The sequence below is a fragment of the Tolypothrix sp. PCC 7712 genome (assembly GCF_025860405.1).
Classification (GTDB): domain Bacteria; phylum Cyanobacteriota; class Cyanobacteriia; order Cyanobacteriales; family Nostocaceae; genus Aulosira; species Aulosira diplosiphon.
This window is the reverse complement of sequence record NZ_CP063785.1, coordinates 5,001,317-5,017,432: the sequence shown is the minus strand read 5'-3', so window position 1 is coordinate 5,017,432 and position 16,116 is coordinate 5,001,317. Positions and strand designations below refer to the sequence as shown.

Here is a 16,116-nt window from a genome sequence, read left to right as displayed (position 1 = left end):
AATGAGTAGGAAATTTACTTATTACTCACTACTTATTACTCACTACTTATTACTCACTACTTATTACTCACTACTTATTACTCACTACTTTTTCAATTAGTTGCTGTACCTTATCAACATCAAATCTGCTGTATGTATGCTAATTTATCCCCAGAAAATTATGTATTAATGTTTTCACAAGATTCAAAATGTGGGTACACTTCTTGTTCAAATAAATCCTGAATATCAGGATGTTTTTGAGATACTTGATGTACTAATTCCTGGTAATCTTCGCGCACATTAATATAATAAGGTGCTTGGCGGCGACCAATATTTGGTAACCAAGTAGTATGTAAGGTAAAGGCAAAATCTAGTGAAGGATGGGACAGTTTACATAGCGGGCCTTTGGATAAATGATTGGCATCAAAGAGCCAGAATTCCTTGTTATTTTCATACCATACTGTGCAGATGATATAACCATCAGTGGGTTTTTCAGCATAACGACGGGGGATAAACTGAGGTGAAGATGTGATATGTCCTGGAGGATATTGATAGCGATCGCAGATCGCTAGTGCTTCTTTAGATGAAGCATGAAGCCGAAATAAATAGGCAGGTATTCCCTTACCAGCCAAGTCCAGCACTTTTGCCAGAGGAACCTGCCTATTGCGGTAATTCTTATACAGGTTAGTAATAAATTGCGTCAGCAAGTCTTTCCATAGTCCAAAAGAACACCAGTAAATGTCTTCCAGGCGATCTAAAGGTTTTTTTGTTTGAGGATCTTGTTCTGGATAAGCATAGAGTTCTACACCCCAAGTACATTCAAAATCAGAAATAACATGTGACTCAACTATATCTCCGGTTTCTCCATTAATTAAATAGCGTCCCACACGCCCAATATCTGTTTCACTATTTTCCATCCCCCACAGATACGACGGTATAGGATTTTGGGGGTTGTAAGCAGAAACATCATATTGTCTCAGCCATTCAGCTAATTTCATACCGCAGATATGGGCGGCATGGAGTGTAATGTTTCCCTGCTGGTTGTCGTAGTCTACTAAAAAATGTGCTGTTGCCAAAGGCAACACAACTTTTTTTACTAATACTTCAACCTCTTGCTGATTAAATGCTGGAAATTGCCCTGCTTTCAAGTCAGCACGACGCACAATATAAACTAAAGAATCTGGCGAGGTAGGCCCCTCTAATAGGTCTCTGAGTAGTATTTCAGCTTTTTTATTTTCTGGCAAAGGGTTATTGAGTACTTGTTCTAATCCTGTGGCAAAGGCTGTATCCATAATCACAACATAATCTTTTGTCACCCCAATCTGATGTATACTTTGGTCAATTGGCACGGGTGAACCATCGGGTAAAATTAGCTTCCACCGTTCCAAAGCCCCTGCACCATCCCAAGAAATTAGATAAACAAAGTCATCAATTTTTAAGTTAGTTAGCTTCTCTACAAATTTGACGTAGAGTTGTAAAAACATTTGTAAAGATTGCGAGAAAAAATCAAAAATATCTTTGAGGAAATTTACTCGCAGAAATGAGGCAAGTGCAGTTAAAAACTCATCTATTTCTTGCGGAAGTTGCTCCAAGTCATAAATAAAAGGAATGACATCTAGAAAATTAGCTAATGATCTACCATAGTTAATGGTGAACATCTGCTGTGTATGGGAATCAAAAGCAGGATGAGCCGTACTCAAGAAGGGAGGAAAAGGTACATTATAACCATTGAATTCCGATTGCCATTCTTGATTAGTGCCAATAGGGGTAACAACTTCTAGGGTTTTAGTATCAATCTCATAAGGACGACCTGCATCATAAGTAATTAGTAACCGTTCCTGGGAATCTGAGCCAAATTTCATGGGGAGAAAAGCTGTGTTGAGCTGGTTACGAATACCCAAACATAGCGAAAATCTAGTCAGTCCATGATTACGAAAACGATATTTTTCATACTTTGAGTTGTAATGAGTTGCTTTGTCAGCATAGTAATCAGGTGGTTTGACAAGGCGGGTTGTCAATCTCACTTCATCCTGGGAATCAAAATCCAACCGATAAATCATGCCATCGCCACACAATAGAGAATCTCCATTGGGATAGGGAAGACCTCCAGAATTAACACTTCCTACGGGAGTAACCATGAATACATGGCCCTGCAAATCCTGAGGAAGATTTCCACAAATCTGCATTTGAATATCTGTGAGATCACATCGGCTAGCTTTCATGATTGATTTTGGCACTTTCGGGTAGCCTTGAAGATGTTGGCTCTTAGTTTCAATACATGACTCTTGAGACATGGTAATTTCCTTTATGGATTGGATTAAACAGCTAATGCTTGCTAGTTACTCAAAAGACCGCCAAAATATTTGGCATATAACTGACAGCTAGGGGTAGCTCGATTACCGAATAAATTTACTAATCCCATGCTTTGCAATTTGAATGCTTGCTCTAGAGGTAATTCCAGAGGTTTAGCAGCTTTGACAACCTCCGCAAAGGCAGCTACCAATTCTGGATTTTGTTGGAGGTTCCACAATTGTTGTTGCAGGTGTTCGCGGTAAATTCCATTTGCACTTAGAGCAGTTGATAATAATTTCTCTAAAGTGACACTTTGTTGCCATGAATTATAAAAAGCTAGTCTGACAAGATAGGGTTGTCCGCCAACCAAAGCCAATAATTGTTCTAATGCTGGCTCTGCACAGTTTAAACCATAGCGCTCGGCTAAAGCTTGAACTTGTTTGATGTTGAGGCTTTGTAGCTCAATTGGCAACCCCACATTAAAAGGTGACTTATTCACATTTAAGGGAATATGCACTTCGGTGGCGTGGGCCACTACTAACCGCAATTTTTTCCAAATCTCTCGATTTTTGGCTTCCTCATGCCAAGCACGTAACAAGCCAAAAAAATCATCAGCTAAATCAGGATATTGGAATAACCTATCTACATCGTCTAAACCCAGGACAATAGGGTTGGTTGTTGCTGTTAAAAGATACTGCTCAAAGTAAATTTTTGAGCTAATTTTGCTGCCAAAAATCTCATCCCAATAGTCTTTGAGTTGGTTTGGTACCTGTAAACCCAAACTGATACTTGCACAAAACCAACGCAAGAATTTATCTAAGTCTTGAAAAATTGCTTTATCAGCTAGCTGGAAGCTTAAAGAGACAGTGCGGTAACCTTCGTTGGCTGCAGACTCTAGAATTCTAGACATCAATGAAGTTTTTCCCATCCGTCTAGGGGCTTTGATGCGGATTAAAGCTCCAGGTTGCAAAATAGCTTTGTAACAATCAGCTTCAATCGGAGGGCGTTCTAAATAAAATGCCGAATCTAGAGGGACTTGACCTTCTGGGATCTCTGGTGTTGTTTCGATTCCGAGCAAGTTAATAGCTAAGGCTTCATCTTGGTGTTGTACTTCCGGAAATTCATAATCACTCCGTTCCAAAACGAGATTAAACGCCTGAAAACAGTACTTTAAGGTTTGCTTGTCTACTCCTACTTCACAAGCAAATATCTTCATTAATGTATCAACTGACAAACTTGTACGTTCATTCAATGCTTCAAGAGTATACCGATTACCTGAGTTTTCAAGCATCTCTGCTTCAGACTTAGCTGTTTGAAGTTTTTTCAATCCTTCAGGGGTTAGGAGTACACCACGTCTGCGTCGAGTTTTTTGTAAATACATCTTTCTTATCGAAGCTGGGCAGCAAAATTCACCTTAACTACATATGCTGTTTAGTATTTTCCTGAATTCAAGACAGGTTTTCTGAAATTGGCGTTGCATAATCAAGGGATGAAAAACTCCATCCCCTTGTGGATGGAGTTTTTGGGCATGGGGAATCGGGCATGGGGCATGGCGAAGAAATTACCAATGCCCTATGACGGCAGTTGCTTTAAGCCGGGAAACCCGTCCAACGCACTGCCTCCCCAATGCCCCAAGCGGCGGGGCGGCTGTCCCTCTCCACCCACAAGGGGATGGAGTTTCCCGCCGCTTTCAATGAATTGAGGTTTTATACTGTGCATTGTCCATACTGTGAGTCTACGGAGATTAGAAAAAACGGTAAGCGACGAGGTAAACGCTCATCACCTATGTGTTAAATGTGGTCGTCAATTTATCGATGTTTATAGTCCACCAAAAGGCTACTCAAATGAGGTAAAACAAGAATGCTTAACTATCTATTTCACTATAAGCCCAGCCTAATGCTTCACTGATTTGCCCTGCTAATTTTAAGGGACGGAAAGGCTTGGCAAAGATAGCAGCGACATCTAAGCCAGTAAAGCAATCTTGATCTGATTCTTGAACTTTGGCAGTTAGTAAAATCACCGGAATTTCCTGAGTAGCAGGATTAGCCTTTAATTTTTGCAGAGTCGTACGCCCATCCATATCCGGCATCATCATATCTAAAAGGATGACATCAACTGGTGATTTAGCAGCAATATTCAATGCTTCCTGTCCACAACAAGCTGTCAACACATTCCAACCAGCACCCAATTCTAAACCCAATTTTGCGATCGCCTGTACGTCTTCTTCGTCATCAACAATCAAGATATTTCTGCTCATGGTGCCATCCTTGCATGATATGTGATGCTGACTAGCTTGATAACTCTAGAGCTATTCTAAAATGCAATCGGGGAGAAATGGGGGAGATTAGAGCCGTAAGCAGATGCTAATTAGAGTCAGCTAAAGGTAAAAGTACGTAAAAGGTGCTGCCTTCTCCTAAAACGCTCTGAACCCAAATTTTACCGTTATGTTGCTGCACAATATTCCGACAAATAGCCAGTCCTAAACCTGTTCCGCCTTTGTTGCGGGAGTCGGATGCATCAACCTGTTGAAAGCGTTCAAAGATAAGTTGTAATTTATCTTCCGGGATTCCTCGTCCTTCATCTCGGAATGTAATCAAAAGGTAACTAGGTGCATCGGGTTGAGGCTCAATACTTTGATTTTCTGAAAGTGTGGCACCAATCCATACTGTATCCCCAGGTTCGGAAAACTTAATGGCATTGCTGAGTAGGTTGGTGAAGGTTTGCAACAGGCGATCCGCATCGGCCCAAAGTTCCACCGCTACGGGATTAACAATTAGTTTAACTTGAAGTTTATCTGCCATTGCTTGCATAGCTTCTGTGGCTGTAATCAGCAGTTCAGCAGCATTGCACTTGGCTTTACGCATGAAGATTTTGCCTGATTTCATCCGTTCTAAATCGAGAATATCGTTCACCAACCGGATTAAACGTTCAGTGTTATTGGTAGCAATGCTTAAAACTTTTTGTCCCTGTGCGGTTAAAGTTCCCAGCTGTCCTGAACCTAATAAATCTAATGCTCCCATTGTGGAAGTTAAAGGTGTCCGCAACTCATGACTAACTAAAGAGATAAACTCATTTTCTAGGCGTTTGCGTTCGGTGATGTCATTGGCAATTAATAAAGCACAGGGTACTCCCGCCAAGTCGATTAATTCGATGGAGAGTAAGATTGTCTTGAGTTCGGCAGATTTGGTAGAAAATTCAAATTCCAAATTGTACAGCGAACCACTTTCAGGTAAACGTTGAATTGTTTGGGCGATTGCTACTGTATTTTTACCTAAATCAAGTTCTGCGATGGTATGCCCAATTACCTCATCTACATTGTAGCCACTCATCTTCAGGAAGCTGGGATTAACATCAAGCAACCGCGCTTCTGAAATGGTGGCGATCGCAATTGGGTTGGGACTAGAACGAAAGACTTTGGCAAATTTCTCCTCAGCTTTGGTGCGATCGCGTATTTCCTGCTGCAATTGCTGATTTTGCGCTTGGAGTTGCTTTTGCAGGTTGCGAATCGTTAAATGGTTTTCAATTCTGGCTAAAACCTCTTCTAGTTGAAAAGGCTTGGTGATGTAATCTACCCCGCCAACTGCAAACGCCTTCACCTTATCCAGCACATCACCCAAAGCGCTGATAAAAATTACTGGAATATCACGAGTGCGATCGCTTGTCTTTAATTGTTGGCAAACCTCATAACCATTCATCTCTGGCATATTAACATCCAGCAGAATCAAATCGGGGGGAACTGCATTCGCTCCCCGCAAACCTGTAGAACCTTTAGTCACACTGCGAACTTTATACCCCTGTTCGGTGAGCATAGCAGATAAAAGATTCAGGTTTTCCGGTGTATCATCAATTACCAAAATGTCTGCTTTCGGAGAATTGAATAGCTGGGTGGGCATCGCAATATTAACTCTGAGCCAGAATCAGGCTCTTAATTATGAATAGAAATTTTACCGTTAATTCACTAGCTTAATAATCTTTTACGAATAACTTCTTCATATCTTGATTTTCTCCCCTATTTCTTCCCGATTTATTTCTAATCTGAAAAATATCAAATTAAGTTCATAGTTAATAGTTAACTTATTCAAGAACTAGGAGTAGCTAGTATGTCAAATTCACTCATGCATAAACCAACAGTTATAGCACCAGGAGAAGGTAACAAATTCTCTGTGCTAGGCGGATACTTTACCACAAAAGCAACTGGTGAAACAACTAATGGGGCTTGGACAATTTACGAATTTACAGACACAGAAAATAACGGCCCGCCTTTACACACTCATCCTTGGGAAGAAGCATTCTACATTTTAGAAGGTGAGGTAGAATTACAAGTTGGTAAACAAACCGTGACGGCAACACCAGGCTATTTTGTGAATATTCCTGCTAATATTGCCCACGCTTTTAAAATTCGTTCAGCTTTTGCTAAATTTTTAGTTTTTATTGCACCTGGTAACGCCAAAACTTTTTATGAAGAAATGGGTGAAGTGGCAAATAGCTTGACACTAGATATGGAAAAGGTGCAGCCAATTTTAGATAAGTACAATCTTAAATTTATTGCTTAAATTTGAATTTTCAACTCAATAATACTCAATCTCGTTTGCCATCAGTTAGTACAACTGCTGGCAATTTTTTTAGACAAAATCATCTTTTCTCCCCTAGTTCTCCCCGATTGTGTCCTAATCTATAAAACATCGAACTGAGGTTACTTTATGATTCACCATATTTCCTTTGCTGTTAACAACCCTCACCATGTCGCTCAAGTTTTGGCAGAAATTTTAAAAGCAGAAGCTGTTCCCTTTCCTCCTCATCCAGGTAGCTATATGGTTATACCTTTTGATGAACATGGTACAGCCATCGAACTTTATCCTTCCGGTACCCAATTAGAACCAGGCGAAGGCGATGGACAATGCGAATTTGTCCAAAATGCTACCTCTCCTAAATATGTAGATATTCATGCAGCTATTTCTGTACCTGCTATCCAAGAAGAAATTCAAAAAATTGGCGATCGCGAAGGTTGGCGCACTGTTCGTTGTACCCGTGAAACCTTTTTTGATGTGATTGAATTTTGGGTAGAAAACAGACTCATGATTGAACTGCTAACACCAGAAATGGCTACTCAATACTTACAATTTACAACTCACCCAGAAACTAAAAAAATGTTTACAGCAGAATTGGCATTAGCAAAAGTGTAAGTCATGTAAACAACATTGACTGAGTTGTTAATTGATTAAATTGTCAGCATTATACCGAACTTAAAACGTCTCTTCTGCATAGCAAGAAGAGGCGTTTATTATTTAGGAAATATCGTAAAACCTGGATGTAGGGGCACGGCATCCACAATCTTTCTGGAAAAACGACATTTAATCAGTGCCGTGCCCATTTATTTGGAAATATCACAAAATATTCAGTAATCTGGGCACGGCATCCATAAACTTTCGGTAAACCCGACATTTAATTGGTGCCGTGCCCCTACCATAAATAATATACTTGTTATTCATAAATATTACTGAACATAATTGGGATGACATTTAACCCCAAAAAACATCATCGCCGTTCTATTCGTTTACCAGGATATGACTATACTCAAATCGTCGTGAAATACGCGCCGATTTGTACATATAAAAAGCAATGTTGGTTTGGCAATATAGTTAATGGGGAAATGCAATATAATCAGTTGGGAGTAATTGTTTACAAGTTTTGGCAAGCTCTTCCGCGTCGTTTTTCTCACATTCAATTAGATGCTTTTGTCGTCATGCCAAATCATCTGCATGGAATACTCATTATTACTGATGCTATGGGGGCACGGCAATCACAATCATTTCCATCCGCAGATAATTTTTCTGATACCATGCCCCTACAAAATAAAAATAATCAAAAAGATGAACAGTTTGGTAAGCCTATTGCAGGTTCACTTCCTACAGTAATTCGGGCTTTTAAATCAGCCGTTACCAAACGAATTAACTTAATGCGAAAAACTCCATATCCCCCCATTTGGCAACGAGATTATTACGAGAGTATTATCCGCCAAGATAGATTAGATAATGTGCGTCAATATATTATAAATAATCCTTTGGAATGGGAAGAGGACGAACAAAATCCTAAGCGCCAACCACATGAGCAATTAGATTTAGGTTTATATTTTTAAATTTACATCTAAATTTACATCACTTTGAAAATCAAATACATAATTGTCATTATCTACAAATTTTTCCACCTTATTGAATATCATCTGTAGGGGCACGGCATCCACAAACTTGTGGGAAGAACGACATTTAATTGGTGCCGTGCCCATTGATTTGGAAATATCACAAAATATTCAGTAATCTGGGCACGGCATCCACAAACTTGTGGGAAGAACGACATTTAATCGGTGCCGTGCCCATTGATTGTGAAATATCACAAAATATTCAGTAATCTGGGCACGGCATCCATAAACTTTCGGTAAAACCGATATTTAATCGGTGCCGTGCCCCTACCTGTTGAATCGCGGAATCTTCTGATTTTATTTTTATTCAGTCAATTCTAAAATCTCATCAAAGCAGAAACTCCGGACTAAATTTGTTAATTTATTTGCCAATTCAGCATGAGTTTTGGGGATTTGCTGAATTAATTGCAAAATGCGATCGCCATCAACGGCAATGGCAGCTTGATGAAGTTCTGCTATCCATTCGCTAGGCATAAACTTGATAGCAGAATACAGATCCAAAATAGTAGATTCCACATTTTCTTGCTGATTATTTATATTATTTTCGTGACAATCTTCTGAGCAAATGTAGCGCACTTGCAAATATTCAGCTATCTTTTCAAAGATTATATGCTCACGGAATGGTTTGCGGACTAAGTCGTCACAACCTGCGGCTAAAATACTTGCTTGTTGTTCTTCAAAAGCACTAGCAGTTAAGGCAATAATTACTGTGCGGTGATTTGTATTTGTATTTTCTTCTCTGGCTCTAATTTCTTTTGTTGCGTCATAGCCGTTCATAACAGGCATTCGCATATCCATGAAAATTAAGTGGGGTTGCCAAGTTTCCCAAAGTGCGATCGCATCTTGTCCATTACTAGCTGCTGCAATTTCAAAACCCACACTACTAAGAAGCTGCACAATTAAGTTGCAGTTTTCTTGACGGTCATCAACTACCAGAATACGGTAAGTTGGTTGATTTGCATCTAGCTTGAGTACGCGTCCTTTATGCAACTGGGGTTTAACTGCTAATGGTTCAGCTAAAGTGACTTGAATGTCAAAGCTAAAAGTAGATCCCTGCCCCAGAGTACTACTCAGGCGAATATCGCCACCCATTAACCGGACAAATTGTCTGCTAATAGTCAGTCCTAATCCTGTACCTTCCTTCGTTTGAATACCGCTAGTTGTCTGCACAAACGGCTGAAAGAGGTTATGTATTTCTTCTGGTGCAATTCCCCGCCCAGTATCTTGTACTTCAAAAGTTAGGGGGAGTGGGGATAAGGGGGAATGGGGAATGGGGAATGGGGAATGGGTATTTTTTAATTCTCCCTCATCCCCCTCATCTCCCTCATCTCCCTCATCCCCCAATCTTGCGCGCAAGGTTACCCCTCCTCTTTGAGTAAACTTAACAGCGTTACCCAAAAGGTTAATTAGAACTTGGCGCAGTTTGCCTTCATCTGTTTGGATATAACGGGGAAGATTGGCGGCGATTTCAAATTTGAGGAATAATTGCTTGGCTTGTGTCCGTACTTGGAACATTTCTTGCAGTGTTTGCAGCAACAGATATAAATCAAAGTCTTCTGGGTGAAACACCATTTGTCCAGCTTCAATTTTGGACATTTCCAGTACGTCATTAATTAAATTAAGTAAGTGTTCTCCACTACGGTTGATAGTAGCTAAAGATTCCAGTTGCTTTGAGTTGAGACTAGTATCTCGCTCCATTAACTGCGAATAACCTAAGATGGCATTGAGAGGGGTACGCAGTTCATGACTCATGTTTGCCAAGAAAGCACTTTTGGCACGGTTTGCAGTTTCTGCTGCTTCTTTAGCAACTCTCAAAGCCTCTTCTGCTTGTTTACGTAAGCGAAGCTCCTCGTAGAGATCGCTAATATCGGTAAAGACAGAATCTAAACAGGATTCTTCGGCGTTGAGGCGTACTGATAATAATACCCAAACAATAGAACCATCAAGGCGGCGTAAGGCGATTTCAAAATTGCGAACTTCGCCGGAAGCTGCTAACTCAACTAATATCCGCGTGCGATCGCTGGGATTGACATACAATTCGGTTGTGAAATATCTGCCAATCAAATCACTAGCAGTGGCGAAACCTAAGATATCTGCACCGCGTTGATTTGCATCCACAATTAATCCATCTTGTTGACGGGTGCGGAAAATCCCGACTTGGGAATTTTCAAAGATATTACGGTATTTTAATTCACTGCGACGCAAGGCTTCTTCGGCTTCTTTGCGTTCTGTGATGTCACGCCCGACACCTGCGATCGCAATTTCACCATTGGGGGTGTGAATAGTGGAAGTGTTAAAACTAAACCAGCGCCAGCTATTGTTTTTGTGTCTTAATCGCACCTCAATACCTGTCTGCTTTTCTCCGGCTATGGCTTTTTGCATACCTACGGCGCTAATTGCTAAATCTCCCGGGTAGGTAAATTCGACTACAGAATGTCCCTCAATTTCTGGCAGGCTGTAACCCATAATGGGAGTCACATTCGGCGAATGGTAAGTAAAAATCCCCTCGGGAGAGATGGTAAAAATTAAGTCATTGGCATTCTCTACAATAGTGCGGAACTTTAACTCACTTGCTTGCAAAGCAGCTTGGATGCGTTTGCGTTCTGTAGCATCGGTTCCCACTGAGAGAATCTCAATTAAATTTCCTTGCTCATCTAATATTGGTTTATTTGCCCAAACAATCCAGACGCGATCGCCATTTTTGCACAAGTTCTCATTTTCGTTGAACAGATAATTTTCTGGGTGCTGGCAAATATCAACCATTAACCACTGTAAATCGCGCCCAGAGGTTTCAGTTTCCGGCACAATTGTACCGACAACATTGCGTCCTGTAATTTCGTTTAAATCAAAGCCAAACAGTTTTTGACCGTAGTCATTTAAATATATGACATTACCATTAGCATCCCAACGGAGAATAATACAGTTGGCTGTTTGCACCAAATCGCGATACTGAACTTCGCTTTGGCGTAAAGCTTTCTCAGTGCGTTTGCGGTCACTAATATCGCGTACAATTGCTAAGACGTGCCGCTTGCCATTGTAAATGCAAGTTGTGCCTTTAACTTCCACATTAATTAAGCTGCCATCTTTGCAAACATCAACGGCTTGTCCATAAAATTGTCCTCCAGCTTTTGTAGTTTCAATAAACTCATGAAACACCGCATGGGAGTCTGGGTGAATGTAGGTTGATGGATGCAGATTAATAAATTCTTCGTAAGTATAACCATGCATCTGGCAAGCCGCTGGGTTAACTTCAGCAATTGTTTCTGTCTCTATTTCTGTAATAAATAATCCATCATTAATCGCTTCAAACACACTCCGATATTGCAACTCGCTTTGTCGCAGTGCTACTTCCGCTTTATGGCGTTCGGTGACATCGCGGAAACTCCAAACTCTACCAATAATTTGCTCTTTGATTAGTTGGGGACAAGAGTATCTCTCAAATACTCTGCCATCACGCAATTCTAATAAATCGTATGTATCTAATTCTGGATGGGCATATAATTCTCGGACTCGCTGTAAAAATCCCTCTGGTTCTAGGAGTTGATTTGCTAAATAAGCGAGTCGAGTATGATGAGCTGGTTCTGTCAAAAGTTCTGGAGGAATTGACCACATTTCTAAGAACTTTTGATTATAACTAGTGATATCTCCTAAATGATTTACCGTTAAGATGCCATCTTGAATTGATTCTAAGATAGCGCTTAATAAAGATAGAGAATTTTCTAAAGCTGCCTGAGTTTGTTGGCGTTCACTCATATCACGCCCTAATACTACCAGTGCCTTACGTCTACCATTCTGATAAAATACAGGCACTTTAATCATATCTAAAATGCTGACTGTACCATCAGGACGCGAAACAATCTCTTCTACTCTATGCACACATCCCAATTGCCAAGCTTGCTCATCTGTTTGATAGCAATTGGTTAAAGTATCATAATAAAAATTACTAAACTGTGCTAATTCTGCGTCAGTTTTGCCTTGATAATTAACGTCTGGGAGTTCTAAAAAGTCTAGATTAGCTTGGTTAGAAAGTAACCATCTTCCTTCACCATCTTTTAAGCAAATAATATCGGGTGTAGCGTTAATTAATGTTTGTAATTGCTCCTCAATCGCTTGTAAAGATTCTTGCGTTTGTTGAGCCTTCGTAATATCTCGAATTACCAATACAGCAAATTTTTCATCAGGCAATACTGTACAGTTACCAGAGATTTCTAAAATTAAGGTACGGTCATTTTGTGTTAACTGATAAATTGTGGTGGTGTATTCTCCATTGAATATCTGCACATCTGGATATAATTGTGCTGCAACAGCTCGTCCTGCTTGCGCTAAAGGTAGTAAATCAGTTAACTGCAAACCGCAGACAGCACCATCAAATTGGTTAACCAAAGACTGAAACTGAGCATTGCACCATTGAATACATCGGTCTTCCCCTACCCAGACTACAGCATCAGCGATCGCATTTAGCGTTACTTCCATCTTGGTGAGGGTAGCTTGTAATTGCTGTACCTGCTCTAGCTGTTTAGCACTCATGAGCGATTCCTTATTACCCCTGGATAGATATCAGTTTATTACCCTTCGGGTTCAGCAGTCCCCTGCGACGGGCTACGCCTACGCGCGATTCTTTTCTAATAACAAATACAAGACCAATTTTTTTCTAATAGAATAGCTTGTATTTATTGCCTAAAGTAGCAAAATAGTCCTCAGCAATTCCCACTATCAACCATGCAATTTGCAGATTTTTGGTATATTGTCGCACTCACTGAGCAACTACCACCAAACAAGGTATTAGCAAGAACCGTTTTAGGCGAGTGGTTAGCGATATTTCGTGGCGAAGATGGACAACCTGTAGCGTTGCGCGATCGCTGTTTGCATCGCAGTAGTCGTCTCTCAACTGGTAAAGTCTGTAAAGGTGCTTTGCAATGTCCTTATCATGGTTGGGTATATGATGAAAATGGCAAGGTGATTGCAGTTCCGGCTGAGGGAGAGGATTTCACACCTTCGCAGCAGCGTCAAGCCAAGCGTTACGCTACTAAAGAACAGGATGGTTATATATATGTGCGGTTAGCGGAGACTCCCAGCGAAGAGTTTCAGCCATTTTCCATGCCATATTATGGAGAAGCTGGTTGGGAGACGGTGCGGGTAATTAATCGTTTTGCTAACAACGTGACTAATTGTGCAGAGAATTTTATTGATATTCCCCACACAGCTTTTGTACATCCTGGAGTATTCCGTACCTCTCGCCAACAAAAGTTAGAAATGACTGTGGAAAGGGAAAATGGTGCAGTTTTGGTAGAGTATCGCCATGAAACCAGTAATTTAGGCTGGTATAGCCGTTTTCTGAATCGAGATGCTGCAGAGATTCAACATTGCGATCGCTTTTATATGCCCAATATTACCTCTGTGGAATATCAAATGGGACGCGATCGCCATTTGTTTATTACCAGTCAATCTATCCCAGAAGGCGATCATTCAACCTTAGTTTATACAGATGTCACTTACAACTATGGCATCTGGAACAAATTAGCACGTCCTTTGGTGTGGTGGACGGCTCAACATATTATCCGCCAGGACATTGAAATTTTAGGGATTCAGGGAGAAGCGATCGCAAAATATGGTACACAATTTTCTAACACTCCTGCGGACACAATTCATGTATTTGTAGAGTCAATTAGAACAGCAATTTCTCGTGGAGAAGACCCGAGATTATTACCTAATCAATCGGTAAAGGTAAGATTTTGGGTTTGAGAATAATTCCTTATTAATTAGGCTGGAAATTTTATTATTCATTATGCATAACTTATCACAAATTCTCATTTTTGTTACATTTATTGTTTTGCTTGGATGGACAATTAATAATCAATTCGGGCGAACTCAACTCAAATCAAAAAGTCATGAGGATTGGCTTTTAGATACTGTCAGCTTAATGATTCAAGGAATTGTGATTCCTTTATTACAGGCTACTTTAGTTTATGGAATTTACCATTACTTATTCCCCCAATTCCAAGGGATTTTAGAAATAGCACCTATTTTAGCTTTTATTATTAGTTTTATTTTAGTTGATTATTTATATTATTGGAATCATCGATTATTACATAGTAACTTTTTATGGTCAGTCCATCAAGTACATCATACTGTGACACAGATGGATGTATTAGGTACTTCTCGTAATACGCTGTGGACAAGTTTGCTAATTATTTATTTATGGATACACACTTTATTTTTGTATCTTCTATCCGATCCCACGGCTTATTTACTAGGGGTTAGTCTAACTTCTGCCTTAGATTTATGGCGACATAGCCGCTTGATAATTGATGAAAATAGCTGGCTCTATCGATTTGTATTTCCTTGGTTAATTTTACCCCAGGATCATGCATGGCATCATTGCAGCGAAGTGTTTAATTGCAATTATGGGGCTAATTTGAAATTGTGGGACAAGTTCCATAAAACTTATTATGAAAGCAAAGATTTACCATCAGCGCTCGGAATTTTTACTTCTTTATCATTAAGCCAAAAACTTTTATGGCCATTTTCATAATCCAGCAGATGACAAGTTAGAGAGGTACAGAGAATTGCCAGGGCAAAGCAATGCCCATACGTGTCAACTTAAGCTAAAAGCGATATAGGGCGGGCGTTGTACAAATACCTCGCGCCCTCATCCCCTAACCCCTTCTCCCCCAGGAGAAGGAGAACTAAATCTCTTGCTCCCTTCTCCCTGTGGGAGAGGGGCACAGGGTGAGGGCGAAACCTTGCACAAGAGAGGGTTTCACGTTAAGTTGACACCACTGAGCAATGCCTTGCCCCTACAAGGTTACTTCATTTATCTGCAATTGCTGTCTTTACAACCAAGGTATGAAAATACAGCAGATTCGATGTTTATGAGCTACAGCAACTAATTGAAAAAAGTAATGAGTAATAAGTAAATTTCCTACTCATTACTCATTACTCATTACTCATTACTCATAATGTACCTCACTTACTTCAAACGTGCTGTAACTCTTTCAATGCCCTATGCCCTATGCCCTATGCCCTATTTTTATGACATTTTTAAGTAAAATTCTCTTATTTTTTCCTACCCTGATATTAATACTAACTGGGGCTGCTATCGTCTACCTTGCCTATTCACCCAGCATCTTCAGCATTTTGGCAGTGTTATTTACTCTTTATGGATTACCTGTGCTAATTTACCGCTTACATCAATGGGTATATCCTGTGCAGGAGGGTATTAGTTATTTACGCGGTAACTCATATAGTCCTTGGTGGGGTAGTCATCAAATTCAGGTAATTTATATTGCAATTCCTGTATTGGAAGCAATATTGCGATTGATTCCAGGCGCATTTTCGTTTTGGTTACGATTATGGGGCGCTAAAGTAGGGCGAGATGTTTACTGGACACCAGGATTAGAAATTGCCGATCGCGGTTTAATTGAAATAGGCGATCGCGTAATTATGGGACATCGTATCACTATCTCTTCCCATATCATCAAACCCCGCAAACAAGACTTAATGTTGTATGTCAAGAAAGTCAAAATTGGTAACGATGTATTTGTGGGTGCTGGATGCGTTCTTGTTCCTGGTGTAGCCATTAGCGATGGTACATTTGTTCCGGCTGGGACAAACATTTATCCTAATCAGCAGGTGGATAATTTGTAATT

At 40.2% G+C, this 16,116-nt stretch carries 12 protein-coding genes and 1 pseudogene; 8 read left to right on the top strand and 5 right to left on the bottom strand.

The genetic code is table 11. The features are described 5' to 3' along the window. Positions 1–158 precede the first annotated feature (158 nt). Together HGR01_RS20560 and HGR01_RS20555 are read right to left on the bottom strand one after the other, a co-directional pair. Positions 159–2,273 carry a carotenoid oxygenase family protein gene (locus HGR01_RS20560; RefSeq protein ID WP_045870154.1) on the bottom strand — a complete coding sequence of 705 codons (2,115 nt, stop codon included), beginning with the start codon at positions 2,271–2,273 and terminating at the stop codon, positions 159–161. A 41-nt stretch (positions 2,274–2,314) separates the two neighbouring features. Further along, a complete protein-coding gene (locus HGR01_RS20555; protein ID WP_045870153.1) occupies positions 2,315–3,652 on the bottom strand; it encodes an AAA-like domain-containing protein in 1,338 nt (445 codons plus the stop codon). A gap of 108 nt (positions 3,653–3,760) precedes the next feature. Here HGR01_RS20555 and HGR01_RS20550 point away from each other — a divergent pair, with 108 nt between their 5' ends. Together HGR01_RS20550 and HGR01_RS20545 are read left to right on the top strand one after the other, a co-directional pair. Further along, positions 3,761–3,973, top strand: coding sequence for a hypothetical protein (locus tag HGR01_RS20550; protein ID WP_155539198.1), 213 nt, complete (start codon positions 3,761–3,763; stop codon positions 3,971–3,973). Positions 3,974–3,984: 11 nt separating this feature from the next. Further along, positions 3,985–4,147: pseudogene (locus HGR01_RS20545) on the top strand (IS1 family transposase); the annotation flags it as partial. Here the strand turns inward: HGR01_RS20545 and HGR01_RS20540 are convergent. Together HGR01_RS20540 and HGR01_RS20535 are read right to left on the bottom strand one after the other, a co-directional pair. After that, entirely contained in the window at positions 4,136–4,528 is a 393-nt protein-coding gene (locus tag HGR01_RS20540) for a response regulator (RefSeq protein ID WP_045870152.1), read from the bottom strand. The pseudogene HGR01_RS20545 and the gene HGR01_RS20540 sit on opposite strands and share 12 nt — an antisense overlap. Before the next feature lie 106 nt (positions 4,529–4,634). Next, positions 4,635–6,164, bottom strand: a complete 1,530-nt coding sequence (locus HGR01_RS20535) for an ATP-binding protein (RefSeq protein WP_045870151.1) — start codon at positions 6,162–6,164, stop codon at positions 4,635–4,637. Between the two features lie 207 nt (positions 6,165–6,371). Between HGR01_RS20535 and HGR01_RS20530 the strand changes: the two genes are divergently transcribed. The 3 genes from HGR01_RS20530 to HGR01_RS20520 all read left to right on the top strand — a co-directional run bounded on the left by HGR01_RS20530 (position 6,372) and on the right by HGR01_RS20520 (position 8,407). Further along, positions 6,372–6,824, top strand: coding sequence for a cupin domain-containing protein (locus tag HGR01_RS20530; RefSeq protein WP_081583995.1), 453 nt, complete (start codon positions 6,372–6,374; stop codon positions 6,822–6,824). A 147-nt stretch (positions 6,825–6,971) separates the two neighbouring features. Then, on the top strand, positions 6,972–7,454 hold the full coding sequence (locus HGR01_RS20525; RefSeq protein WP_045870150.1) for a hypothetical protein: 483 nt from the start codon (positions 6,972–6,974) through the stop codon (positions 7,452–7,454). Between the two features lie 329 nt (positions 7,455–7,783). Continuing rightward, complete coding sequence (locus HGR01_RS20520) at positions 7,784–8,407, top strand: transposase (protein ID WP_045870149.1); 624 nt, start codon at positions 7,784–7,786, stop codon at positions 8,405–8,407. Between the two features lie 363 nt (positions 8,408–8,770). Here the strand turns inward: HGR01_RS20520 and HGR01_RS20515 are convergent, their stop codons facing one another. After that, positions 8,771–12,994: a PAS domain S-box protein gene (locus HGR01_RS20515; protein WP_045870148.1), complete on the bottom strand. Its 4,224-nt coding sequence runs from the start codon at positions 12,992–12,994 to the stop codon at positions 8,771–8,773. Positions 12,995–13,186: 192 nt separating this feature from the next. Between HGR01_RS20515 and HGR01_RS20510 the strand changes: the two genes are divergently transcribed. The 3 genes from HGR01_RS20510 to HGR01_RS20500 all read left to right on the top strand — a co-directional run bounded on the left by HGR01_RS20510 (position 13,187) and on the right by HGR01_RS20500 (position 16,114). After that, positions 13,187–14,209, top strand: a complete 1,023-nt coding sequence (locus HGR01_RS20510) for an aromatic ring-hydroxylating oxygenase subunit alpha (RefSeq protein WP_045870147.1) — start codon at positions 13,187–13,189, stop codon at positions 14,207–14,209. A 43-nt stretch (positions 14,210–14,252) separates the two neighbouring features. Next, positions 14,253–14,999, top strand: a complete 747-nt coding sequence (locus HGR01_RS20505; protein ID WP_194007851.1) for a sterol desaturase family protein — start codon at positions 14,253–14,255, stop codon at positions 14,997–14,999. 500 nt (positions 15,000–15,499) lie between these two features. After that, positions 15,500–16,114 carry an acyltransferase gene (locus HGR01_RS20500; protein ID WP_045867361.1) on the top strand — a complete coding sequence of 205 codons (615 nt, stop codon included), beginning with the start codon at positions 15,500–15,502 and terminating at the stop codon, positions 16,112–16,114. Positions 16,115–16,116: the final 2 nt, after the last annotated feature.